The organism is Streptomyces sp. NPDC127098 (assembly GCF_042722465.1).
Lineage (GTDB): Bacteria > Actinomycetota > Actinomycetes > Streptomycetales > Streptomycetaceae > Streptomyces > Streptomyces millisiae.
Genome location: NZ_JBHXFJ010000050.1, coordinates 25,699 through 49,127, shown reverse-complemented (window position 1 = coordinate 49,127; position 23,429 = coordinate 25,699). Strand labels below are relative to the sequence as shown.

General features: G+C 73.0%; 18 protein-coding genes. 14 read left to right on the top strand and 4 right to left on the bottom strand.

The genetic code is table 11. The annotated features are described in order from the left end of the window. Positions 1 to 6 precede the first annotated feature (6 nt). Complete coding sequence (locus ACFWI8_RS26405; RefSeq protein ID WP_387096213.1) at positions 7 to 612, bottom strand: TetR/AcrR family transcriptional regulator; 606 nt, start codon at positions 610 to 612, stop codon at positions 7 to 9. A 136-nt stretch (positions 613 to 748) separates the two neighbouring features. On the opposite strand from ACFWI8_RS26405, the gene ACFWI8_RS26400 reads away from it, so the two are divergent. Then, complete coding sequence (locus ACFWI8_RS26400) at positions 749 to 1,906, top strand: FAD-dependent monooxygenase (protein ID WP_387096210.1); 1,158 nt, start codon at positions 749 to 751, stop codon at positions 1,904 to 1,906. Further along, positions 1,903 to 3,387, top strand: coding sequence for an MFS transporter (locus ACFWI8_RS26395; RefSeq protein WP_387096207.1), 1,485 nt, complete (start codon positions 1,903 to 1,905; stop codon positions 3,385 to 3,387). The genes ACFWI8_RS26400 and ACFWI8_RS26395 overlap by 4 nt, the downstream gene beginning before the upstream one ends. A 5-nt stretch (positions 3,388 to 3,392) precedes the next feature. On the opposite strand, the gene ACFWI8_RS26390 is transcribed toward ACFWI8_RS26395, so the two are convergent. Continuing rightward, positions 3,393 to 3,998: an OsmC family protein gene (locus ACFWI8_RS26390; RefSeq protein ID WP_311595936.1), complete on the bottom strand. Its 606-nt coding sequence runs from the start codon at positions 3,996 to 3,998 to the stop codon at positions 3,393 to 3,395. Between the two features lie 393 nt (positions 3,999 to 4,391). Here ACFWI8_RS26390 and ACFWI8_RS26385 point away from each other — a divergent pair, with 393 nt between their 5' ends. Continuing rightward, positions 4,392 to 5,186, top strand: a complete 795-nt coding sequence (locus tag ACFWI8_RS26385) for an MBL fold metallo-hydrolase (protein ID WP_387096204.1) — start codon at positions 4,392 to 4,394, stop codon at positions 5,184 to 5,186. Positions 5,187 to 5,245: 59 nt separating this feature from the next. After that, positions 5,246 to 5,614: a DUF488 domain-containing protein gene (locus ACFWI8_RS26380; RefSeq protein WP_387096201.1), complete on the top strand. Its 369-nt coding sequence runs from the start codon at positions 5,246 to 5,248 to the stop codon at positions 5,612 to 5,614. Between the two features lie 55 nt (positions 5,615 to 5,669). Here the strand turns inward: ACFWI8_RS26380 and ACFWI8_RS26375 are convergent, their stop codons facing one another. Then, entirely contained in the window at positions 5,670 to 7,337 is a 1,668-nt protein-coding gene (locus tag ACFWI8_RS26375) for a cellulase family glycosylhydrolase (RefSeq protein ID WP_387096198.1), read from the bottom strand. 323 nt (positions 7,338 to 7,660) lie between these two features. Between ACFWI8_RS26375 and ACFWI8_RS26370 the strand changes: the two genes are divergently transcribed. The 5 genes from ACFWI8_RS26370 (at position 7,661) to ACFWI8_RS26350 (ending at position 12,796) form a co-directional block, all read left to right on the top strand. Further along, positions 7,661 to 8,947: an ABC transporter substrate-binding protein gene (locus ACFWI8_RS26370; RefSeq protein ID WP_387096195.1), complete on the top strand. Its 1,287-nt coding sequence runs from the start codon at positions 7,661 to 7,663 to the stop codon at positions 8,945 to 8,947. Between the two features lie 71 nt (positions 8,948 to 9,018). After that, the gene (locus tag ACFWI8_RS26365) at positions 9,019 to 9,960 is read left to right on the top strand and encodes a carbohydrate ABC transporter permease (protein ID WP_387096193.1); all 942 of its coding nucleotides are present in this window, start codon (positions 9,019 to 9,021) and stop codon (positions 9,958 to 9,960) included. Beyond that, positions 9,957 to 10,835 carry a carbohydrate ABC transporter permease gene (locus ACFWI8_RS26360; RefSeq protein WP_387096190.1) on the top strand — a complete coding sequence of 293 codons (879 nt, stop codon included), beginning with the start codon at positions 9,957 to 9,959 and terminating at the stop codon, positions 10,833 to 10,835. The genes ACFWI8_RS26365 and ACFWI8_RS26360 overlap by 4 nt, the downstream gene beginning before the upstream one ends. Further along, positions 10,832 to 11,998, top strand: coding sequence for an ROK family protein (locus ACFWI8_RS26355; RefSeq protein WP_387096187.1), 1,167 nt, complete (start codon positions 10,832 to 10,834; stop codon positions 11,996 to 11,998). The genes ACFWI8_RS26360 and ACFWI8_RS26355 overlap by 4 nt, the downstream gene beginning before the upstream one ends. 54 nt (positions 11,999 to 12,052) lie before the next feature. Continuing rightward, positions 12,053 to 12,796 (top strand): uracil-DNA glycosylase, encoded by a 744-nt coding sequence (locus ACFWI8_RS26350; protein ID WP_387096184.1) that lies wholly within the window; start codon positions 12,053 to 12,055, stop codon positions 12,794 to 12,796. Between the two features lie 139 nt (positions 12,797 to 12,935). On the opposite strand, the gene ACFWI8_RS26345 is transcribed toward ACFWI8_RS26350, so the two are convergent. Further along, positions 12,936 to 13,967 (bottom strand): LacI family DNA-binding transcriptional regulator, encoded by a 1,032-nt coding sequence (locus ACFWI8_RS26345; protein ID WP_387096181.1) that lies wholly within the window; start codon positions 13,965 to 13,967, stop codon positions 12,936 to 12,938. A 199-nt stretch (positions 13,968 to 14,166) separates the two neighbouring features. On the opposite strand from ACFWI8_RS26345, the gene ACFWI8_RS26340 reads away from it, so the two are divergent. The 5 genes from ACFWI8_RS26340 to ACFWI8_RS26320 are packed head-to-tail and all read left to right on the top strand — an operon-like array spanning position 14,167 to position 23,269. Beyond that, on the top strand, positions 14,167 to 15,432 hold the full coding sequence (locus tag ACFWI8_RS26340) for an ABC transporter substrate-binding protein (RefSeq protein ID WP_387096178.1): 1,266 nt from the start codon (positions 14,167 to 14,169) through the stop codon (positions 15,430 to 15,432). A gap of 10 nt (positions 15,433 to 15,442) precedes the next feature. After that, positions 15,443 to 16,372 carry a carbohydrate ABC transporter permease gene (locus ACFWI8_RS26335; RefSeq protein ID WP_387096176.1) on the top strand — a complete coding sequence of 310 codons (930 nt, stop codon included), beginning with the start codon at positions 15,443 to 15,445 and terminating at the stop codon, positions 16,370 to 16,372. An 8-nt stretch (positions 16,373 to 16,380) separates the two neighbouring features. After that, on the top strand, positions 16,381 to 17,205 hold the full coding sequence (locus ACFWI8_RS26330; RefSeq protein WP_387096173.1) for a carbohydrate ABC transporter permease: 825 nt from the start codon (positions 16,381 to 16,383) through the stop codon (positions 17,203 to 17,205). Continuing rightward, a complete protein-coding gene (locus ACFWI8_RS26325) occupies positions 17,202 to 19,181 on the top strand; it encodes a glycoside hydrolase family 127 protein (protein ID WP_387096170.1) in 1,980 nt (659 codons plus the stop codon). The genes ACFWI8_RS26330 and ACFWI8_RS26325 overlap by 4 nt, the downstream gene beginning before the upstream one ends. Further along, positions 19,139 to 23,269 (top strand): discoidin domain-containing protein, encoded by a 4,131-nt coding sequence (locus ACFWI8_RS26320; RefSeq protein ID WP_387096167.1) that lies wholly within the window; start codon positions 19,139 to 19,141, stop codon positions 23,267 to 23,269. Before ACFWI8_RS26325 ends, ACFWI8_RS26320 begins: the two co-directional genes overlap by 43 nt. The last annotated feature ends 160 nt before the right edge of the window (positions 23,270 to 23,429 follow it).

Sequence of the window (23,429 nt, the reverse complement as noted above, 5' to 3'; positions counted from 1 at the left end):
CGTTGCTCAGCCGTGCCGCTCCGTGGCCCGGAGGCCGGCGAGCACCACGCCGACGATGCGCTCCGCGTCCGCGCGGGTGAACCGACGCATGCCGCGGTTGACGATCAGGTGCACCGGACCGGAGATCATCTCGCCGAGGAATGAGCTGTCGACCGGGGGGAGTTCGCCCCGGTCGACGGCAGTCTCCACCCGCCGCCGCATGGCGGCCACGCGCTGGTCGAGAATCCTGGTCAGCGCCTGGACGGTGGCGCTCTGGCGAGCGGGCTGGATGGCCTGTTCCAGCGTCCGCCCGAAGGGCGTCTCCAGGCCACCGGCGAGGGCCACCAGGAAGTCCACCAGGTCCCGGTGGATGTCGCCGGTGTCGGCGACCGAGGCGAGGTCCTCGGCGTAGCGCAGCAGCGCTTCGACCACCAACTCCTCGCGGTCCGGCCAGTTGCGGTAGACGCTCGTCTTGTGCACGCCGGCGAACTCGGCGACCTCCTCGTAGCGGAAGCCCGCGATGCCGTCGCGCGCCACGAGCTCGACGGTCGCGGCGAGGATCCGCTCTCTCACCCGCGCGTTGCGGCCACCGGGGCGCCGGGCCGGCGGCCGGTCAGTGGTCCCGTTGGCCATCGCCGCGCTCACCTCCTGTTTCCCCGCTCGGGTGCCGATTGTCGCCAGGTGCGGCGTTGCGGTGCAAGCCGAGGATAAGTAGTCTCGCTAAAAGCGACAGCTTGTCTCTTTAACCGACGGAACCGGGAGCCCACACGTGCACGTCCTTGTCTCCGGAGCCGGTGTCGCCGGACTCGCCTGCGCACTCGAACTCACCACCCGCGGCCACGACGTCACCGTCGTCGAGTACGGCCGCCACCTCCGGCTCGCCGGCACCCCCATCGACATCCGCGGTGACGCGATCGAGGCCGTGGAGCGGATGGGACTGCTCGCGGAGATCCAGCAGCGGCGGGTCCGGATGACCGAGCTCACCCGGTTCGTCGACAGCGCGGGCGAGCCGGTGGCCCGGATCCCGATGGCGGAGGTCAGCGACTCGGACGACGACATCGAACTCCTCCGCGAGGACCTCCTGCGGGTGCTCGCCGACGCGCTCCCGGACACCGTGGCGATCCGCTTCGGCGACTCCGTCGAGGCACTGACCGACGACGGCGTCGACAGCGGCGTCGACGTGCGTTTCGCGTCGGGCCGCACCGCGCGGTACGACCTGGTGCTCGGCGCCGACGGCCAGCACTCCGCGGTACGCGGGCTGGTGTTCGGGCCCGAGGAGGACCACCTCCGGCACCTCGGCGTCTACTTCGCCCTCGCCGACCTCCCCGCCGAGGCTCGCTCCACGGGCACCAACTCGATATACAACGTGCCCGGCCGGATGGCGGGCGTCTTCCGGTACGGCGGCCGGGCCGTCGCGGTCTTCCAGTTCCGCTCGGAACGGATCGACCACGACCACCGCGACCTGGACGCCCAGAAGAAGATCCTCGTCGACGCCTTCGCGGGCCACCGGTCGTGGCGGATCCCGGAGCTGCTCGACGCCGCCCGCGCCGATCCCGGCTTCTACCTCACCTCCGCGAGCCAGATCCACCTGCCCTCCTGGCACCGTGGCCGCGTCGCCCTCGTCGGGGACGCCGGATACAGCCCGGCCTACCTGTCCGGCCGGGGCACCTCACTCGCGCTCACCGGCGCCCACTTCCTCGCCGAGGAACTCGAACGGTGCGGCGACGACCACACCGCCGCGTTCGCACGGTACGAGGCCCGGCAGCGTCCCTATGTCACCTTCGCCCAGGGCCGGGTCCACAGCGGTCGTGACCGCATGCTGCCGACCACCTGGGCCGCCATCGCCGCCCGCAACGAGGCACTCCGGGCCGCCGGCGCCGGCGCCGGCGCGCCCCGGATCCGACACGCCGGAGAGGACGCACGGTGAAAGACACCCGGGAACAGCCCGCCCCCGACGCACAGGCGCACCGGTGGAGCGGGCGGCTCGTCCTCTGGGCGGCCGTGCTCACCCTCGCCAACGTCCTGGCCGACGTGGTCATCGGCTCACCCATGATGGTCCTGCCCCAGTTACTCGACCACTTCGACACCGACCAGGCCGCGTGGCTGAACGCGAGCGCGATGCTGGCCGGCGCCATCTGGTCGCCGCTGCTCGCCAAGAGCTCCGACATCTTCGGCAAGCGCCGGATACTCGTCGGCACGCTGCTCCTCGCCTGCGCGGGGGCGCTGGTCTGCCTCGCCGCCCCCAACGTCGGGATCTTCCTGGTGGGACGCTTCCTCCAGGGCGCCGCCTTCGCCGCGGTCTTCCTCACGGTGGCCCTCACCCGCCAGATCTGCGCCCCGCGGGTGGCGATGGCCGTGGTCGGGCTCGTGACGTCCGGCTCGTCGGTCGTCGGAATCGTCGAGCCGTTCCTGATGCGGCCGGTCATCGACGTGTTCGGCTACCGGAGCGTGTTCGTCGTGGCGGCGCTGCTCGCCGCGGTGGCCGCCCTCTGCGTGCGCTCCTTCATCCCGGAGTCGCCGATCCGCGGCACCGGCCGGATCGACGTGCGCGGGGCGCTCCTGCTCGGCGGCGGCCTCGGCGCGGTGCTCGCCTACGCCAGTCTCGGGAGCGACCTCGGATGGCTGTCCTGGGGCATGGTCGCGCTGCTGGCGGCCGGCGTCGCCGCCTTGGCCGGTTGGGCGCTCCTGGCGCTGCGGGTCGACGAACCCGTCATCGACCTCCGGGCCCTCAGCCGCCCGATCCTGCTGACCCTGCTGGCCCTGGTGCTGTCGGCGGGCTCCTTCCGGAGCATGCTGCAACTGACCGGCATCATCGCCCAGGTGCCGCCCGAGCTGGGGCTCGGCTACGGGCTCGGCGAAGGAGAGGCGGTCGCGGTGCTGCTCGCCACGCCCAATCTCGGCATCGTGATCGGCGGCCTGTGCGCCGGATGGGTCGCGGGGCGGGTCGGTCCCGCCCTGCCCCTTCTCGGCGGCATCGCCCTCGGGTCCGTGGCGACCTTCGCGATGCTGGCGGGCGTGGCGACGCTGCCGCTGGCGATCGCCTGCGGCGCCATGCTCGGCCTGGCCGCCGGCGCGATCGGCGCCTCCGGCTACAACCTGGCGACCAGCCTCGAAGCGCCGGAGCGGCAGGGCACGACCGCCGGCCTGGTGTCGGTGGTGCTCGCCCTCGGCTCGGTCGTCGTCAACATCGCCGGGGGCGAGGTGCTCAAGGCGACCATCGTTCCCGGGACCTTCGCCGACGGCGCCCCGGTGAGCACCGCGACCGGCGTGTACCTCTACGTCGCGATGGCGGGAGTGCTCTTCACCCTCGCCGCGGTGCCCGCGACGCTGCTGGCACGCGGCCGGCCCGCCGCGCCGGCCGGCCCCGGGGCACCGCGGCGTCCGGCTTCACCCGTGGTCAGCAGGTAGCCGGGTCAGAGCTCCTGTGGGCTGCCGGTCAACACCACCCGGCCCGTGACCTGTTGCGGGTTGACGAGCAGGTTGTATATCGGGCAGTTGCGCTCGACCGCCTCGTGCAGTTCCCGGATGCGCTCCGCCGGCGCCGGCGAGGTGACGTGCACGGTGTACGCGATGTTGTGCGGATAGATCGGGGTCTGCTCGAACCCCGGCGACCCGGCGCGCGGATCGTGGTCGGCCTGCACCTCGACCTCGAGCGAGTCGAGCGGGATCCGCAGGTCGGCCGCCTGGATGAGGAAGACGTGGGTGAGGCAGCTGGAGAGCACGCCGAGTTGGATCTCGGGAGAGGCCGGGCCCAGGTCGTAGCCGGCGAAGTCCGCACCCGAGTCGCTGATGATCTGGTGCTGCCTGATGCGGATGCGGCGCACCCCGCTGCGGGACTCGGCGGTGGCGCGGGCCCGGATCCGGTTGGGCTGGGTCAGCGGATTCGCCTTCGCGGCCTCCCGTCTGGCGAGCAGGGCCGCACGCTTGACCTCCAGGTAGGCGCGCAGCCCCGGTTGGGGGTCGTCCGCGGTGTCGAGCACGTCGCCCACCGGCTTTCGGGTCGTCTTGGTCGTGGTCATGCGAAGGCGCTCCTTGCGAGGGGCCGTCCGTTCCTCGGGAGGTCATGCCGAAGGGACGTACGGAGAACGGAGAGTGGGGAAGGGAGAAAAAGAAGGACCACGGGTGACGCGGTGCGGCGCCGGGCTCTGGTCCACCGCGCCTTCTCGGCGCGCGCGAACTGCGCCTGATCAGGCGTGACAGAGAATGCTGGAGACCCGGAGCAGGTCGATGTGCCGGCGGAGAACACGGGCCACACCGACCAGCCGGACGGGGGCGTCGTACTCGTGTGCCGCCATGACGTCCCCCCTTTCCTTCCAGCGCGATGTCGCCCGACGGTAACCAGGGGACTTTTCCGACGTCAACCGGCGTATCACTCCCCGGACAACCACCTCGGGCCGAAAAGGAGTCAGGGAATGCCGCACCCACGACGGAACGGACCCGCCACGCCACGCGAGCTCGGGGTGCGGCGGGTCGACGCGCACACGTACGTCGTCGCGGGCAGCGACGTCAACTGGGTCATCGTGCGGGACGGAAACGCGGCGACGCTGATCGACACCGGGTATCCACACGACCACGACCGGGTCCTGGCCTCGCTCGCCGCCGTCGGGGTGGCGCCCGAGGAGGTGGTCGCCGTGCTGGTGACGCACGCCCACGTCGACCACCTCGGCGCCGCCGAGCGGCTGCGCTCCCGCTACGGCACGCCGGTGCTGACCCACCCCGAGGAAGTGCCGCACGCCAGGCGGGACTTCCTCGACCAGGCGACGCTCGGGCAGATCGCCGCCCGCGCCTGGCGGCCGGCGGTGCTGTCCTGGGCCGTCCGCGCCGTCCGGGCCGGGGCGACCGTGGACGTGCCGGTCGCCGAGCCGCGCCCCTTCCCCCGGTCCGGCCGGCTCGACCTGCCGGGCGGGCCGCTGCCGGTCCACACCCCGGGACACACCCGCGGGCACTGCTCCTACCTGCTGCCGGACAGCGGCGTCCTGGTCAGCGGCGACGCGCTGGTCACCGCGCATCCCACCTCCCGGGCGCGCGGGCCCCAGCTGCTGCCCGGCATGTTCCACGCGGATCGTGACCGGGCCCTGCGGTCCCTGGCGGTCCTCGAGGCGCTGGACTCGGAGTGGCTGCTCCCCGGCCACGGGCCGGCCCTGCGGATCAGCGCGCGGGCCGCGGTCGCCAGGGCCCGCGCGACGAGCCGATCGCCCCGTCTCTGACTACAGTGAGTAAGGGAGAGAGCGGTCACCGGCCGATGATGCCGAGGGAAGGTGTGGGCATGGCACAGCGCGTCACCTGTCGCAGGGTCTACGAGGACACCTCCGCCGAGGACGGCAAGCGGGTGCTCGTCGACCGGGTCTGGCCACGCGGCCTCAGGAAGGAGGCCGCGCACCTCGACGAGTGGCTGCGGGACGTCGCGCCCTCCACCGAGCTGCGCCGCTGGTACGGGCACGAGCCGGAGCGGTTCGCCGAGTTCCGGCGACGCTACCTCGCCGAGCTGCGCGATCCCGAGCACCGGGAGGCCGCCGGCCGGCTGCGCGAGCTGGCCGCCCGGGACCGGATCACCCTGCTGACCGCCACCCACGATCCGGACCACAGCCAGGCGGCCGTCCTGGCCGAGTGGCTGGCCGACGGCTCCGGCGGCTGACACCCGGGCGCCCGCCGCCGGGGCCGAGGGCCCCGGTCGGCGGGCGCGGTTCGCGTCAGGCCGTGGCGCAGGCGCTGCCGCTGAGGGTGAAGGCGGTCGGCGCGGTGTTGCTGCCGCCCCGGTTGGCGGTGAAGCCGAGGGTGACCGAGCCGGCCGCCGGGATGGCGGAGGTGTAGGACGCGGGGGTCACGCTGACGTTGCCGCCGCTCTGCGTCGGCGTGCCGCCCCACATGTTGTTGATGGTCTGGCCGTTGGCGAACGTGAAGGCGAGCGTCCAGCCGTTGATGGCGGTGGTGCCGGTGTTGCGGATGGTGATCTCGCCCTGGAAACCGCTGCCCCAGTCGCCGACCACCCGGTAGGCGACGGAGCAGGTGGCGCCCGGGGTGCCGCCGCCCGTGGTGGTGACGCTCACCGTGGCGGAACGCGCGGAGCGGTTGCCGGCCGCGTCGCGCGCGTAGACGGCGAAGGTGTAGGCGGTACTGGCCGTGAGGCCGCTGACGGTGACCCGGTTGGTGGTGGAGGTGGCGACGGCGCTCTCGGTGCCGCCGCTGACGCGGACCACGTCGTAGGCGGTGACCCCGACGTTGTCGGTCGAGGCCGTCCAGGCGAGGGTGGCGGACGTGGCGGTCACGCCGGACGCCGTGGGCGTGCCGGGCGCGGTCGGGGCCTGGGTGTCGGCCGGGCCGCCGCCGCCGAAGACGGTGGCCTCCCGCGAGGTCTGGGTGATGCCGTTGACGCCGTTGAAGATGCGCTGGCCCCAGGTGCTCAGGTTGTCCGGGTCGAAGCCGATCGCGAGGTCGAGGATCGGGTCGGTGTTGCCGCTCCAGGACCAGGCGAGATAGCCGAGCCCCAACCGCTGGGCGGTGGCCAGGATGGTGTCCTCGTCCGGGTCCCCCCACTGGTCGGCGGGCCCGCCGAACTCGCCGATGACGATGGGCAGTCCGGCGTTGACATAGGCGTTGAGGTAGTCGGTGACCGACTGGGCGGTGCTGTAGACGCTGTACATGTGGATCGAGAACAGCAGGTTGCCCGTGGGGTCCGCGTCGTAGACGGTCTGCGCGTTGGCACGCATGACGCCCTGCCAGTCCTGACCCCAGTTGGGCGCGTCCACCATGATGGTGTGCTCGAACCCGGCGTTCCGCAGCTTCTGGACGGCGGCGACGGTGGGCGCGGTCCAGCCGGCCGGATCGGTGTTGCCCCAGGGCTCGTTGCCGATGTTGATGACGACGTAGTCCTCCTGGCCGACCAGTACGTCCCGCAGGCTGATCCAGTAGTCGGCCGCGCTGTCGAGCGTGCCGGCGGCGGCTTCCTCGCCGTAGCCGGTGGTGTCGTGGACCTCGAGGACGCAGATCATCCGGTTCTGCTTGCAGAGGTTGATCACGTTGGCGACGTCGGCGGCGTCGTTGCGGGTCCAGCGGTCGCCGTTGGACAGGACGACGCGCACGGTGTTGGCGCCGTACTCCTTGATGTCCGCGAACGACTGGGTCTGGTTGGTGTACCAGGTGTGGGCGTGGTTGACCCCGCGCATGACGAAGTCGTTCCCGTTGCGCTCCACCAGGCGGCCGTCGCTGATGTGCAGACCGGTGGCCTGCGTGCTCGGCGGCTCGGCCGGCGCGGCCTGGGCGGTCTGCCCGAGGCCGAAGAGTGTCGCCAGCGCGGCCAGGAGGGCGACGAGCGCTCGCGCGCCCGTCGGGGTGGTACTCGTTCCGGTTCTCGATCTCACTTCGGCTCCCTGAGTGGTCGGTCGAGCGCGGTGCGGCACGGCACGCGCTTGGGAGCGCTCCCAAGTCGCAGCGTGCACTGTTTTCCCAAGCCGTCAAGGTCCGGCGGCGCGAGCGTCAGACTTTTGTCGCGAAATCCTGTCGGGCCCCCAGCCCGGCGGGCCGCGCCGATCTCCTCGGAAACCGGGGACGTCACGCCTATGGACACCACTCGAACGGCGGGGCTAAGTTCTGCGCCGAAGCCAACCCCCCGGCGTTCGCCGGCGCGTTGACGCGGCCGGTGGACGCCGGCCGGCACTGATCGACCGGAACGGAAGTACCACTCATGCGCGGACGTGTTCCGTGCCGACTCGCCGCGCTCGCCGGCGTGACGGCGCTGCTCAGCTCCTGTGGCATCGTCGGCGGGGACGACGGCGTCGTCACCCTGGACTTCTGGTGCTGGGGCGACGTGCCGTCGGCACGGGTCGAGGCGTTCAACGCCGCGCACCCCGACATCCAGGTGCGCCGCACCGACGCGGGCGGCGGCAACGACTCGGCGACGAAGCTGCTGACCGCGAGCCGGGCGGGCAACGCGCCGGACGTCACGTGCGTCGAGTACCAGACGATCCCGGCGCTGGTGGTCTCCGACGTGCTGGCGGACATCGCCGACCACGTCGACGGGCTGACCGACGAGTTCACCGACGAGACCTGGCAGTTGACCAGCTTCGAGGGGCACGTCTACGGCGTTCCCGACGATGTCGGGCCGATGGTGCTGCTGTACAACCGGGCCAGGTTCGAGGAGTTGGGCCTCGCGGTCCCCGCGACCTGGGAGGAGTTCGCCGAGGTCGCCGCCCAGGCCAGGGAGCGCGACCCCGAGACCTACGTCGCCACGTTCTCGCCGACGGAGTTCGGCAACTTCGCCGGACTCGCCCAGCAGGGCGGCGCCACCTGGTGGGAGGTCGAGAACCGGAACTGGACGGTCGGCATCGACGACCCGGCGTCGGTGCGGGTCGCCGAGTACTGGCAGGACCTGATCGACCGCGACCTGGTGAGCGCCGAGCCGCTGTTGACGCCCGAGTGGAACAACCGGGTCAACCGCGGTGAGGTCCTGACCTGGCCGGCGGGCCTGTGGTCGCCCTCGGTGATCTACAGCATCGCGGAGGGGCAGGCCGGCGACTGGGCGATCGCGCCGCTGCCGCACTGGGCAGGCGAGTCCGACGCCGTGGCGTTCCAGGGTGGTTCGGCGCTGGCCGTCACCAACGACGCCGAGGACGTGGCGGCGGCCGTGGAGTTCGTCAGCTGGATGGAGACGGCGTCCGAGTCCACGGACCTGCAGATCGCCGGCGGCCAGTACCCGGCGTCGCTGGGCGGCCAGGCGGCGGCCGCGCTCAGCGAGCCGCCGGGGCTGACGGCCGGCCAGGAGGACTACTGGGACGTGGCGACGTCGGCCGCGACGAACACCGTGCCGCACATCCAGTGGGGGCCGAACGTGACCACCGCGAGCGACGCGTACGGTGACGCGTTCTCCGCGGCGCTGCGCGACGGGACCCCGCTGGTCGAGGCGCTGCGGCGCACCCAGCGGGAGGTCGTCGCGGAGATGGAGCGCGTCGGCTTCCACGTCACCACCGACTGAGGTCGGGGCCACGCCCGGCGCCGCCCCCTCCCCCCCTCTTCTCGTTCCCGTCACCAGCTCGGAAGGCAGCCATGCCACGCAAGACCCCGCGCCCGCGCGGCGCCACCGCCAGAGGCGGTCTCGGCGGATTCCTCGCCCCCTACGTCTTCCTGACCCCGGCGCTCGGCCTGTTCCTGGCCTTTCTCGCGATCCCCGTCGGGTACGCGCTGTACCTGAGCGTGCAGGGCCTGCGGATCGTCGACGAGGGGGTCTTCGGCACCCGGCGCGAGGTGTTCGTCGGGCTCTCCAACTACGCGGACATCCTGACCGACGGTTCGTTCTGGGCCGGGTTCGGGCGGATGGCGCTGTACGGGGTGCTCGCCGTGCCGCTCACCCTGGGCGGGGCGCTGCTCTTCGCGCTGCTGCTCGACCACGGCGGCGCCCGGGCCCGCCGCTTCTCCCGGGCCGCGATCTTCGTCCCCTACGCGGTGCCGGGTGTCGTCGCCTCGCTGCTGTGGGGCTTCATGTACCTGCCGTCGACCAGCCCCTTCAGCCATGTCACCGAGGCGTTGGGTCTTGGCACCATCCCGTTCCTGGACGCCGGCGGGATCTTCCCTTCGCTGGCCAACGTCGCGATCTGGGGCGGCATCGGCTTCAACATGATCATCATCTACACGGCGCTGCGCGGCATACCGCCCGAGCTGGCGGACGCGGCGCGCGTCGACGGCTGTTCCGAGTGGCGGCTGGCGTGGCGGATCAAGGTGCCGCTGGTGGCGCCCGCGCTGGTGCTGACCGGTCTCTTCGCGCTCATCGGCACGCTCCAGGTGTACGGCGAGCCGACCATGCTGAAGCCGATGACCATCGAGATCTCCGAGACCTGGGTGCCGCTGATGCACGTCTACCGCGACGGGTTCATCCGCGACGACCTGCCGATGGCGGCGGCCGGCTCGGTCGTCCTGGCCGTCGGGACGCTGGTGCTGTCGCTGGCGCTGCTGCGGGTCACCCAGCGCCGCACCTTCGAGGGGCTGCGGTGAGCGCCCCGGCCGCCGAGGCGCGGCGGCGTCCCGTGCTCCTCCCCCACCAGCGGGCCCGCGTGGTGCCGACGGCGGTGCTGCTGATCGGCGCGTTCTACTGCCTGGTCCCGATGGTGTGGATCGTGGTCGCGGCGTCCAAGTCCCCGGCCGAGCTGTTCTCCACCTTCACCTTCAGCCCGGGCACCGGTCTGCTGGACAACCTGCGCGAGCTGTTCGCCTACGAGAACGGGGCGTTCGGGCGGTGGGCGCTCAACAGCCTGCTGTACGCGGGCGTCGGCTCGCTGCTGTGCACGCTGATCTCGACCGTGGCCGGATACGCCTTCTCCCGCTACGAGTTCCCCGGCCGCACCGCGCTGTTCTACCTGATCCTGGCCGGGGTGCTGCTGCCCGGCATGCTGCTGGCGATCCCGCAGTACATCATCATGACCAAGATCGACATGGTGGGCAGCTACTGGTCGGTGCTGCTGCCGGGGCTGATCTCGCCGTTCGCCATCTACCTGGCCCGGGTCTACGCGGACGCCACGGTGCCGCTGTCGACGATCGAGTCGGCGCGGATGGACGGGGCCAGCGAGTACCGCATCTTCGGGACCATCGCGCTGCCGATGATGCTGCCCGGCATGGTGACGATCTTCATGCTCCAGTTCGTGGGAAACTGGAACAACTTCCTGCTGCCGTACGTCATGCTGTCCGACGAGAGCCGGTTCCCGATCAATGTCGGCCTGTTCACGCTGCTTTCCAAGGGGTCGGGCGAACCGGCCCTCTACAGCGTCGCGATCGTCGGCACCGCCGTCTCCATCGTGCCGCTGATCGCGCTGCTGCTCTTCCTGCAGCGCTTCTGGCGACTCGACATGATCAGCGGAGGTTTGAAGGGGTGAGCTCGCAGCGGTCGGCCATCGACGCCTGGCGCTCGGCGCCGAGGACCGCCCTGCCGGTGTTGCGTGAGCTGGTGATCCACGGGCCGCAGTCCCGCACCGACCTGGCCAGGCGTCTTGGCCTGTCGTCGGGGAGCCTCACCCGGCTGACCAAGCCGCTGGTGGCGGCGGGCCTCGTCGTGGAGCGCGACGTCCGGCACGATCCGGTCAACGGGCGCCCCACCCGGCCGCTGGAGGTCGTCGCCGACCGGCTGCTCTTCCTCGGCCTCAAGCTGACCAACGACCGGGTGTACGCCGTGCTCACCACGCTGCGCGCCGAGATCGTGGCGCGGGAGAGCGCGCCGCTGACGGCGCCCAGCCCGGGCGAGGTGGTGGCGGAGGCCGGGCGGCTCGCCGACCGGCTCACGGCGGCCGGCGGCGCGCCGGTCGCGGCGGGCGTCACCTTCGGCGGGGACGCGACGGCCCCGGCGCTGGTCGAGGAGAGCGAGCTGGTCGACTCCGGCATCCTGGGCTGGCAGCGGGTGCCGATCCGCCGGCTGCTGGCGGACCGGCTCGGCATGCCGTGTTTCGTGAAGAACGACGTGGCCGCGCTCGCCGACTCCTACCAGTGGTTCGGGGAGGCGCGCGGGGTGCGCGACTTCGCGGTGGTCACGGTCGGGGACGGCGTGGGGTACGCGCTGTTCACGCACGGCCGGGCGGTGCGGATGACGGAGGCCGACCTCGGGGAGTTCAGCCATCAGATCCTCGACCCGGGCGGGCCCATGTGCCCGGCCGGGCATCGGGGGTGCGCCGCCTCGTACGTGACGACCCGGTCGATCCTGATGACCGCGGCCCAGGGCATGCGCCGCTTCCCCACCTACCGCGAGGTGCTGCGGCTCGCGGCGGCCGGCGACCCGGTCTGCCGGGAGGCGGTGCGGCAGGCCGCGTGGGCGCTCGGCGTGATGATCGCGAACGTGGTCAACGCGACGACGGTGAAGACGGTGATCGTCGCCGGCGAGGCGGTGGACGTGGCCCGGGTCCGGCGCGCCGACCTGGACGCGGGGCTCGCCGCGCGCCGCCGGGACGTCGCCGGCATCGACGTGGCGGTGCGCGCCCACGACTTCCACGACTGGGCGCGCGGCGCCGCGGTGGTGGCCATCCGCGCGCACGTCGCCGACGCCGCCTGACGCCCGCCCGCCGGCCGTCGGCCGCGTCATGATGGGGCGGAGGGAAGGAGTCCGATGGCGGTGCTCGAACCGGAGCGGGCGGCGGCCGGGGCACGGTCGGTCGCGGAGCTCGACGAGGTGATCACCGGCTGCCGGGCCTGCCCGCGGCTGGTGGTGTGGCGCGAGGAGACGGCCCGGGTGCGGCGGCCGGCGTACCGGGAGTGGGAGTACTGGGGCCGGCCGGTGCCGGGGTTCGGCCCGGGCGACGCGGCGGTGCTGGTCGTCGGCCTGGCCCCGGCGGCGCACGGCGGCAACCGGACGGGGCGGATGTTCACCGGGGACCGGGCCGGCGACGTGCTGTTCCGGGCGTTGTACGACGTCGGTCTGGCCGACCGTCCGACGTCCACGCGGCGGGGCGACGGGATGACGCTGCGGGGGGTGCGGATGACCGCGCCGGTGCACTGCGCGCCGCCGGCGAACCGGCCGACGATCGAGGAGCGGGACACCTGCCGCGCCTGGCTGGTGCGCGAGCTGCGGCTGCTGCGCCCCACCCTGCGGTCCGTGGTGGTGCTGGGCGGCTTCGGTTGGCAGGCGCTCTGGCCCGCGCTCGCCGCGGCCGGCCGCCCGGTGCCCCGGCCGAGGCCGAGGTTCGGCCACGGGGCGCGGGTGGCGCTGCCGGCCGTCGACGCGGCGGGTGGGCCGCTCACCGTGTTCGGCTGCTACCACGTCAGCCAGCAGAACACCTTCACCGGCCGGCTCACCCCGGCGATGGTCAGGGAGGTGCTGACCGAGGCGGCGCGGGCGGCCGGCCTGCGGTAAGCGCTCCGCGGCGGGCCATGGTTCTCTGCGGCGCCGTCGTGGCTGGTCGCACCCACGGAGCCGCCCGACGGTGCTTCCGCGCGCCCTTCGGGGCGTCGCCGAAGCGGGCCGTGCCCGACCCGCTCGGATCCTCGGTGGCTCAGGAGAGCGGCGCCGTCGACTCCCTGATCACCAGGCGGCTCGGGACGGTCTCCACGCCGGCGCGCGGCCGGCCCTCGATCGCGCTGAAGAGCGCCTGGGCGGCGGTCCTGCCGACCTGTTCGAGATTGAGGTCGACGCTGGTCAGCGGCGGGCGCCCGCCGGAGGTGAGGATCTCCCAGTTGTCGAAGCCGAGCACGGCCACGTCCTCCGGCACCCGCCGGCCGCGCTCGCGCGCCGTCTCCAGCACGCCCCTGGCGATCTGGTCGCTGCCGCACAGGATGGCGTCCAGCGCGGGGTGGCGGTCCAGGAGCATGCCGGCGGCGGCCCGCCCCCACCCCTCCGACCAGCTGCCGAAGAGGACCTCGCCGACGAGCGGCAGGCCCGCCTCGGTCAGGGCCGCCACGGCGCCCTCGGCCCGCTCGCGCGCCGCCGCGTAACCGGGGTCCCCCGAGATGTGGGCGATCCTGGACCGGCCGCAGGCCAGCAGGTGCTCGACCGCGAGCCGTCCGGCGCCGACGCTGTCCGGCACGATCGACAGGTCCGCCGGGTCCGTCGAGGGCGCGTAGGCGTAGACGACGGGCACCGGGAGGTCCCTGCCGAGCGAGGACCTCGGGTCGGTGCGGCTGCCCACCACGATCAGGCCGTCGACGCGCCGGCCGAGCAGCGCCCGCACGTGGTGCTGCTCGCGGAGCGCGTCCCCCCTGGCGTCGCACAGGAAGACGGCGACCCGGCCCACCCCGAAGGCGTCCTCGGCGCCCATCAGGATGGGGATGCTGAAGCGGCCCTCCAGGTCGCCGGTGAGCAGGCCGACCGTGCCGGTGCGGCCGGCGGGCAGGCCGCGCGCCAGCGGGTTGGGCTGGAAGGCGAGCCGCTCGGCGGCCTCGATGACCCGCTGCCTGGTCTCGGCGCGCACCTGGCTGCGCCCGTTGAGCGCCTTGGACGCGGTGGCCAGGGACACCCCGGCCAGTCGCGCGACGTCGCTGAGCTTGGCCGCGGGCGGCCGGGACGGGCGGTCCGGTGGCTGCGTCATGCCCTGCGTCCTCCCCCTCGGCACGGCTACCGCGCGCCGTGTGCCCGCGCCGAGTGTAACCGAGCCCCGGAGGCCCTGCCGAAAGTCGTTTCGGGGACGGGAAATCCGTCGCCGCAGGATGCATTGACGGTTTGTCAGTCCGCCTCTACCTTCCGCCCGAAAGCGTTTTCGGCTGGGCTGCGCGCGAAGGAGTCAGACCATGGGACGAAAGGCTGTGTCCGCGGTCGCCGCGGCGCTTGTCGCCGCCGGCCTGCTGACGGCCTGCGGGGGCGGCGGGAGCGGATCCGCCGGCACGGGTGCCCCCGAGGGCGTGGACGACGGCACGACGCTGACGATGTGGACCAGGGCCGCCACGGGCCCGCAGAGCGAGGCGCTGGTCGAGGCGTACAACGCCGGCCACGAGAACACCGTCGAGCTGACCGTGGTGCCCACGGACGACTACCAGGCGAAGATCGGGGCCGCCGCCGGCTCCGGCGAACTCCCCGACCTGTTCGCCTCCGACGTGGTGTTCGCGCCGAACTACACGTCGAGCGGGCTCTACGCCGACCTGACCGACCGCATCGCCGCGCTGCCCTTCGCCGACGACCTGGCCGCCTCGCACCTGGACGCCGGCACCTGGGAGGGCGCCCGCCACGTGGTGCCGCACACCCTGGACCTGTCCGTGCTCTTCTACAACCGCGACCTCTACCGGCGGGCCGGGCTCGACCCCGACCGGCCGCCGACCACCCTGGAGGAGTGGGACGAGCAGGCCAGGGCCGTCGACGCGCTGGGCGACGGCGTGGACGGGACCTTCTTCGGCGGCAACTGCGGCGTCTTCACGTGGTGGCCGTCGATCTGGGCCGCCGGCGCCGAGGTCCTCGACGAGGACGGCACCTCGGCCGATCTTGACTCCGACACGGCCCGCCAGGTGTACGACACCTACCGCGGCTGGACCGCCGACGGCATCGCCGCCGCCGGCACCCGGGACGAGACCGGCACCACCTGGACCGGGGTCTTCCCCGAGGGAGACATCGGCGTGATGCCGATGCCCTCCACCACCTTCGGCCAGATGCCGGACGACCTGGACTTCGGCGTGGCCCCCATCCCGGGGCCCGGCGGCGGTGGCAGCAGCTTCGTCGGCGGCGACGCCATCGGGATCGCCGCCACCAGCGAACACCCCGACCAGGCCTGGAACTTCCTGCGCTGGTCGCTGGACGACGAGGCACAGCTCGACGTCGTGGCGGCCGGCGGCGACGTCGTCGCCCGCACCGATCTCGCGGCCAACGAGCACGCGGCGGCCGATCCCCGGCTGGTCACCATCAACGAGCTGGTCGCCGAGGGCCGCACCCCCTACGCGCTCAACTTCGGCCAGACCTTCAACGACCCCAACGGGCCCTGGCTGGCGCTGATGCGGAACGCGGTGTTCGGGGACGGCGACTCGGTCGAGGCCGACAACCAGGCCGTCACCGACTCGTTGCGCGACTGAGGGGCGGCGGATGAGCAGCCTCCCGCACCACCGCGCCGCCGCGCCCGCGGCCCGTCGGCGTCCCTGGTGGCGGTCCCGCGCCGCCCGGGGCGCCGCCTACGCCACGCCGACCGCCGTCTTCGTCGCCGTGTTCTTCGTGCTGCCCCTGCTGCTGGTCGGCCGGATGTCGGCCAGCGAGTGGCCGCTGCTCGCCGGCGACCGCGGCCTCAACCTGCCGGAGAACTACCTGGACGTGGCGGGCAACCAGCTGTTCTGGCCGGCCGTCAGGTTCACCCTGCTCTACACCGGCATCGTCACGGTCGCGCTGCTCGGTCTCGCCCTGCTGCTGGCGCTGCTGGTGCAGGAGGCGCGCCCCGGCACCGGCTTCTTGCGCACCGCCTACTTCCTGCCGAGCGTGCTGGGCCTGGCCTCCGCCTCGCTGCTGTTCTGGGGCCTGTACAGCCCCTCCATCGGGCCGGTCGGGCCGCTGCTGAGGCGCCTCGGCCTCGTCGAGGGGGACGTCTCCTTCCTCGGCTCACCGGGCGCCGCGCTGGCCTCCACGGTGTTCCTGGTGGTGTGGAAGTTCGCCGGCTTCTACATGCTGATCCTGCTGGTCGGCCTCCAGCGGATCCCGGTCGAGGTGTACGAGGCGGCGCGGATCGACGGCGCGCGACGCGGGCAGATCTTCCGCTCCGTCACGCTGCCGCTGCTGCGTCCCTCGCTGGCGTTGACGCTGATCCTCTGTGTCACCGGATCGCTGCTCGCCTTCGACCAGTTCTTCATCCTCACCAAGGGCGGCCCCGACAACAGCACCGTGACGGTGGTCCAGCTGATCTACCGGGAGGCGTTCCAGCGGCTCGACCTGGGCACCGCGGCGGCCCTCTCGATGCTGGTGCTGGTGGTGCTGCTGGTCCTGAACGCCCTGCAGTTCCGCGGCCTGCGCCGCGCCGACGAGAGGTGAGGCGAGGGATGACACCCGGTCGTGCCTGGGGCAGGACCCCCTACTACGTGCTCGCCGGCGGTCTGGCGATCATCTTCCTCTTCCCGATGGTGTGGACGGCGTGGGCCTCGGTGGCCGGCCAGCCGGGCACCGCGCAGGAGTCGGGCCTGGGCCTCGGCAACTACCGCAGGCTGCTGGAGTACGACACCGGCCTGTGGCGCTACCTGGCGAACAGCGCGATCGTCTCGGTGCTGACCGTGGCGCTCACCCTCGGGGTCTCGCTGCTGGGCGGGTACGCCTTCGCCCGCTTCGACTTCCCCGGCAGGAACGCGCTGTTCCTGCTCACCCTGGCGATCCTGATGGTCCCCTACGCCACCCTGCTGATCCCGCTCTACGTGCTGCTCGGCGACCTCGGCCTGCAGAACTCCTACCTGGGGCTGAGCCTGGTGCTGGCGATGTACCAACTGCCGTTCGCCACCTTCATGATGCGGATCAGCTTCGAAGCGGTGCCGCGCGAGCTCGAGGAGTCGGCCCTGATGGACGGCTGCGGCACGTTCGGCGCGCTGCGGCGGGTCCTGCTGCCGGCCGTGGTGCCGGGGCTGATCACGGTGGGCCTGTTCGCGTTCCTGGCCGCGTGGAACGACTTCATCGCGCCGCTGATCCTGATCAGCGACGGCGAGAAGGCGCCGCTGCCGCTGGCCGTGGCCAACCTGCGCCAGCAGAGCATGGGCGCGATCGACTACGGCGTCACCGAGGCCGGGGTCGTGGTGCTCGCGGTGCCCTGCCTGCTGCTCTTCCTGCTGCTGCAACGGCACTACATGCGGGGCTTCATGTCCGGCGCGCTGAAGGGATGACCGACGTGACGACCACGATGTCGCCTGTGGTGCCCGGCGCGGGCCGGCTGCGCCCGTTGTCGCTCGCCGACGTCCGGATCACCGGCGGCTTCTGGGGCCGCCGGCAGGACGTCAACTCCCGGGCCACGCTCGACCACTGCCTGCGCTGGATGCGCCGGGAGGGCTGGATCGACAACTTCCGGGCCGCGGCCGAGGGCGGGATCGCCGGCCGGCGGCGGGGGCGTGAGTTCGCCGACTCGGAGACCTACAAGCTGCTGGAGGCCGTCGCCTGGGAGCGGGCCCGCCCGGGCGGCGCCCCGCCGGCGCCGGCCGCCGAGGTGGCGGCGCTGGTCGCCGCGGCCCAGGAGCCGGACGGCTACCTCGGCACGGCCTTCGGCCACCCCGGGCAGCCGCCCCGCTACAGCGACCTGGAGTGGGGCCACGAGCTGTACTGCATCGGGCACCTGATCCAGGCGGGGGTGGCCGAGGCCAGGTCGGGCGGCGGGCCGCTGGCCGAGGTGGCCCGCCGGGCCGCCGACCACGTCTGCGACACCTTCGGCAGCGACGGCGCCGTCCAGGGCCTGTGCGGGCACCCGGAGATCGAGCCCGCGCTGGTCGAGCTGGCCCGCGCCACCGGCGAGCAGCGCTACCTCGACCAGGCGGCGCTCTTCCTCGACCGGCGGGGCCACGGGGCGCTGCGCCGGGCCGAGTTCGGTTCGGCGTACTTCCAGGACGACGTGCCGGTCCGGGCGGCCACCGTCTTCCGCGGGCACGCGGTGCGCGCCCTCTACCTGGCGGCCGGCGCCGTCGACGTGGCGGTGGAGACCGGCGACGACGAGTTGCTCGCGGTGGTCGTCCACCAGTGGGAAGCGACGGTGGCGCGCCGCACCTATCTCACCGGCGGCATGGGTTCGCACCACCTGGACGAGTCGTTCGGCGAGGACTTCCAGCTGCCGCCCGACCGGAGCTACTGCGAGACCTGCGCCGGCGTGGCCTCGGTGATGCTGGCCTGGCGGCTGCTGCTGGCCACCGGGCAGCCCCGGTTCGCCGACCTGGCCGAGCGCACCCTGTTCAACGTCGTCGCGGCCTCGCCCGCCGAGGACGGGCGGTCGTTCTTCTACACCAACACCCTGCACCGGCGGACCCGTTCCACGGTCCCCGACCCCGAGGCGGCCAACCCGCGCGCCGCCTCCGGGCTGCGCGCGCCGTGGTTCGCGGTGTCCTGCTGCCCGACCAACGTGGCCCGCCTGCTGGCCAGCCTCGGCGGCTACCTGGCCACCACCGACGGTTCCGGGGTGCAGCTGCACCAGTACGCGGACGCCGAGCTGACCGCGGCGCTGCCCGACGGGCGCCGGATCGGCCTCCGGATCGACACCGACTACCCCGCGACGGGCAAGGTGTCGGTGCGGGTCACGGACGCCCCCGGCGGGGCGTGGACGCTCACGCTGCGGGTGCCCGGCTGGTCCTGCGACGGCGCGCGGCTCACCGAGCCGGCCGGGACGAGCCGGCCGGTCGGTCCCGGACCCGCCGCCGTCACCCGGGAGTTCGCGGTCGGCGACGTGGTGCGGCTCGCCCTGCCGATGGCCCCGCGCTGGGTGGCGCCCGACCCGCGGATCGACGCCGTGCGGGGCACGGTGGCGGTGGAGCGCGGCCCGCTGGTGCTGTGCGCCGAGTCCGTCGACCTGCCGCCGGGGCACGAGGTGGACGCGCTGCGCGTCGACCCCCGGGTGCCGCCGGAGGACGCGGAAGGCCGGGTCGTGGTCCGGGCCGAACTGGCCTGCCCCGACGACCACGCCTGGCCCTATCAACGGTTCGAGGGGCCGCGCACAGCGGCGGCCCCGCCGGAGGACGGCTTCCGGGCCGTCCTGGTCCCCTACCACTCCTGGGCCAACCGAGGCCCCTCCACCATGCGGGTCTGGCTGCCGACGGCAGACCCCGACCGAGGAGGTACGCGATGCGTTCCCGGCACCGAGGCAGGCGACGCGGACCGACCCTGATCGCCGCGTTCGTCCTGGCGTTGACGCTGGGCCCCACGGGGGCCCCGCCGGCCGCGGCGGACAACGACGCGATCGGCTACCCGGTCTTCGCCGGGGCCGACGAACCCGTGCCGGAGCTCGACGCCGGGTTCGCCGTCACCGGCACCCTGCGGGCCCAGTACGAGGCCGACCTGGCGGCCGGCGACGGCACCAGCTTCTGGATGGACCGGATGCTGGCCAGGCGCGGCCCCGACCCGGCCGGCGACTGGCTCTTCACCAGGGGCCGCGCCGTCTTCATGAAGGAGCACGACCCGTCCCGGCTCGGCTTCGCCGGCGACGTCGCCTACTGGGAGAGCATCGACAACCGCGCCGCCTACACGATCACGCTCGCCGTGGACGGCCAGGAGGTCAGGCTCACGGAGGACGTCGACGAGCGGGTGCAGACCCCGAGCCACTGGCGGAGCGAGTTCACCGGCGGCGGACTGCGGGTCACCCAGCGGAAGTTCGTCACCGACGCCAACGTGATGGTGACCTCCCTGGAGGTCACCGACACGGCCTCGGCCGGCCGCCGGGTCACGGTGCGCGCCGTCTCGCCGTACGCCACCACGGCCGAGGGCGCGGAGCTGACCGGCACCTTGCCGGCCCACAACAACCTCACCACGCTCTACCCACGGCTCTCCGGGGACGGCCTGGCCCCCGACGGCACGGCCCTCACCGGCACGCTCGACCTGCCGGCCGGCGGCTCGGCCACCACCAAGGTCCAACTGGGCTTCGTCACCGACGAGCTCACCGCGTCGCGACCGGCCTACGACGCGGTGCGGACGGCCGCCCCGGCCGCCGCCTTCGCCGACCACGTGCGGGCCTACAACCGCTGGTGGGTGGAGAACCTGCCGTACCTCGACATCCCCGACGACGACATCGAGAAGACGCTGTACTACCGCTGGTGGCTGCTGCGTTACAACTACCTGGACGCCGACATCCCGGGCGCCGACTACCAGTTCCCCACCTCCATGGAGGGGGTGCTGGGCTACAACAACGCCATCGCGCTGACCATCGGGATGTTCGTCGACGACCTCAAGTACCTGCGGAACCCGGCCTACTCGTACGGCCCCTGGGTGTCGGCCGGCGAGGTCTCCCGCAACGACCGGTACACCGACAACCCGGGCGACCCGGAGAACTGGTCCAACAGCTACACCCAGTACCTCTCGGAGTCCGCCTGGGACTCGTACCAGATGCACGGCGGCCCCGAGGGCGTGGTGCGCAACCTCGCCCAGTACGCGGCGGCGGACGTGCGCGGCCAGCTGGCGGAGTACGACACCGACGGCAACGGCCTGATCGAGTACGACTGGGGCGCGATGACCGGCAACGACGCCGACGCCGTGTCGTTCGACTGGCGCCCCGGCAACCTGGACCGCGCCGAGTCCGCCTACGTCTACAGCAACGCGCTGGCCGCCGCCGAGGCGTACGCGCTGCTCGGCGAGCGCGAGTCGGAGGCCGAGATGCGGGCGGTCGCCGAGCGGGTGCGGAACGCCGTGCTCGAGTACCTGTGGAACGACGAGGAGCGCCTGATCCAGCACCGGCACGTCGAGTCAGGCGACCTGGTGCCCTGGAAGGAGATCAACAACTACTACCCGTTCTCGGTGGGCCTGATGCCCACCCCGGACGAGGACCCCCGGTACCTGGACGCGCTGCGGCTGTGGGCGGACGCCGACGAGTACCCGATCTTCCCCTTCTACACGGCCAACCAGGCCGACAAGCGGGAGGCCGCCGAGCAGGGCCACCCGGGCAGCAACAACTTCTCCGTCATCAACTCAACGGTGACTTTCCGCTTCCTCGCCTCAGTGCTGCGGAACTACCCGAACGAGTACGTCGACAACGAGTGGTACGCCAGGCTGCTGTCCTGGAACGCCTGGTCCCACTACATCGACGGCGACAACAACTGGCCCGACCAGAACGAGTTCTGGGCCGACGGCAGCGCCGACCCGCAGGGCATCGGCTACCGCTCGTGGATCCACCACACCATCCTGGGCACCACCAACTGGACGGTGATCGAGGACGCCATGGGCTTCCAGCCGCGCTCCGACGACCGCGTCGAGCTGTGGCCCATCGACATCGGCTGGCCCTCGTTCGCGGTCACCGACATCAACTACCGGGGCACCGACCTCGCGGTGGTCTGGGACCAGCCGGGCGACGGGGAACGGCCCTACGGCACCTCGGTGCCGGAGGGCTACTCGGTCTTCCTCGACGGCGAGCGCGCCGTCACCGTGGACCGCCTCACCCACCTGGTGTACGACCCGGAGACCGGCGAGGTGTCGTTCCCCGAGGGCGGCGGCGAGGTGGTGAGCGCCACCACCGCGGAGCTCGCGGCCCCCGAGGAGGTCGTGTTCGGCCCCGGCGACCGGGTCACCGACGTGTTCGCCAAGGCGGGGCGGGACGTGACGGTGGCGTCCGAGCCGGTGAACCTGGCGGAGGGCGCGACGGTCAGCGCCTCGCACCAGGGGTCGGGCCGTCCGGCGGCGGCCGCCGTGGACGGGTTCACCATCAACGAGCCGTTCTGGGGCAGCGCCGGCTCCGGCGATCCCGAGGACTGGCTGGCGCTGGACTTCGGCGAGCCCGTCGCCGTGGACCGGGTGCGCCTCCACTTCGCCAGCGACAAGCGCGCCGGCGGCTACGCGGAGCCGGCGATGTACACCGTCCAGTACCGGCACGGCGACCAGTGGCGGGAGGTGCCCTCGGCGGTGCGCGCCCCGACGGCGCCGCGCGCCAACCTCAACGAGATGCGCTTCGACGAGGTGACCACCTCGGGGCTGCGGGTGCTGCTGACGCACCGGCCGGGACACGCGAGCGGCCTGAAGGAGTTCCAGGCCCTGGCCACCGGCGCCGGCGGCGCCGACGTGCCCAACGCGGCGCCGTGGCTGCGGGCGTGGCGGGACCCGGCGTTCGCCAGCCCGGGCGCGGCCCGGTTGGTCGGCGTGGTGAAGGACGACGCTCGGCCTGCCCGGCGGCTCGACGTCCGCTGGGACGTGGTCTCGGCGCCGGACGGCGGCGTGGCGCTGTTCGAGGACCCCACCGCGGCGACCACGGTGGCCCGCTTCACCGAGGGCGGCAGCTACACGCTGCGGCTCACCGCGGACGACGGTGAGCTGCGCTCGACCAGGGACGTGGTGGTGGACACCGAGGGCGCGGGCTCGGGACGGGTCAACGTGGCCCCGGCGGCGACCCCGAGCGCCTCGTACACCTCGGGCTGGGAGTCGCTCGCCGCGGTCAACGACGGCCGGGAGCCCACCTCGTCGGGCGACAGCCCGCGCTGGGGCAGCTGGCCCCAGAAGGGCACCCAGTGGGTGGAGTACCGCTGGCCGGAGCCGGTGCGCGTCGACGGCTCCGACATGTACTTCTTCCGCGACGCCCAGCCGGGCGCGGCCGACGGCGTCGGCGTGCCGAGCTCATGGGTGATCGAGTGGTGGGACGGCTCCGGCTGGCGGGCGGTCACGGACCCCAGCGGGTACGGGACGGCCGAGAACGCGTACAACTCGACCGACTTCGCGCCGGTGACCACCAACCGGATGCGGGCCAGGCTCACCGGCCACCCCGACCTGGCCGTCGGCATCCAGGAGTGGAAGGTGTACGCCCAGGCGCCGGAGGAGGTGCGCCCGGTGCACGTGCCGACCACCGTCGGCGTGGTGCCCGACCTGCCCGACGGGGTCACGCTGGTCTCGCCCGAGGGCGTCGCCACCGAGGCGGCGGTCGACTGGCAGCCGATCACCGAGGAGCAGGTGGCGCGCGGCGGCACCAGCGTGCGGGTGACCGGCCTCACCCGGAGCCCGCCGCTGACCGTGACGGCCACCGTGTGGGTGCGGGTCACGGACGCCGTGGAGATCACCAGCGTCGCCGAGGAGCGGCTGCGCACCCGCGCCGGCGTCCCACCCGCCATGCCGGGGACCGTGACCGCCACCTACAACGACGGTTCGCGGGACAGCGCGGTGCCGGTCGACTGGGCGGCCGTCCCGCCCGACACCTACGCGCGGCCCGGCACGTTCCAGGTCACCGGCACGGTGACCGGCACCGGCATCCGGGCCACCGCGACCGTGACGGTACTCGGCGACACCTGACGGTACGGCGGTGACGCGACGATGGGGGTGTGGACCAGCCGTGCAGGCCCGTCGGAATTCTTGAAATTCTTCCGGGGCCGCACATGAAACACCCCCATCCTTCATCGCTGCTGAATTTACGGCGAATTCACCGGGCCAGTTCGACAATGCGGTTCGATCC

What these genes read in the sequence shown, in the direction of transcription:
- ACFWI8_RS26405 (WP_387096213.1), bottom strand. Translation starts at nt 612, where the DNA reads ATGGCCAACGGGACCACTGACCGGCCGCCGGCCCGGCGCCCCGGTGGC.
- ACFWI8_RS26390 (WP_311595936.1), bottom strand. Translation starts at nt 3,998, where the DNA reads ATGACCACGACCAAGACGACCCGAAAGCCGGTGGGCGACGTGCTCGAC.
- ACFWI8_RS26385 (WP_387096204.1), top strand. Translation starts at nt 4,392, where the DNA reads ATGCCGCACCCACGACGGAACGGACCCGCCACGCCACGCGAGCTCGGG.
- ACFWI8_RS26380 (WP_387096201.1), top strand. Translation starts at nt 5,246, where the DNA reads ATGGCACAGCGCGTCACCTGTCGCAGGGTCTACGAGGACACCTCCGCC.
- ACFWI8_RS26370 (WP_387096195.1), top strand. Translation starts at nt 7,661, where the DNA reads ATGCGCGGACGTGTTCCGTGCCGACTCGCCGCGCTCGCCGGCGTGACG.
- ACFWI8_RS26365 (WP_387096193.1), top strand. Translation starts at nt 9,019, where the DNA reads ATGCCACGCAAGACCCCGCGCCCGCGCGGCGCCACCGCCAGAGGCGGT.
- ACFWI8_RS26350 (WP_387096184.1), top strand. Translation starts at nt 12,053, where the DNA reads ATGGCGGTGCTCGAACCGGAGCGGGCGGCGGCCGGGGCACGGTCGGTC.
- ACFWI8_RS26345 (WP_387096181.1), bottom strand. Translation starts at nt 13,967, where the DNA reads ATGACGCAGCCACCGGACCGCCCGTCCCGGCCGCCCGCGGCCAAGCTC.
- ACFWI8_RS26340 (WP_387096178.1), top strand. Translation starts at nt 14,167, where the DNA reads ATGGGACGAAAGGCTGTGTCCGCGGTCGCCGCGGCGCTTGTCGCCGCC.
- ACFWI8_RS26335 (WP_387096176.1), top strand. Translation starts at nt 15,443, where the DNA reads ATGAGCAGCCTCCCGCACCACCGCGCCGCCGCGCCCGCGGCCCGTCGG.
- ACFWI8_RS26330 (WP_387096173.1), top strand. Translation starts at nt 16,381, where the DNA reads ATGACACCCGGTCGTGCCTGGGGCAGGACCCCCTACTACGTGCTCGCC.
- ACFWI8_RS26325 (WP_387096170.1), top strand. Translation starts at nt 17,202, where the DNA reads ATGACCGACGTGACGACCACGATGTCGCCTGTGGTGCCCGGCGCGGGC.
- ACFWI8_RS26320 (WP_387096167.1), top strand. Translation starts at nt 19,139, where the DNA reads ATGCGTTCCCGGCACCGAGGCAGGCGACGCGGACCGACCCTGATCGCC.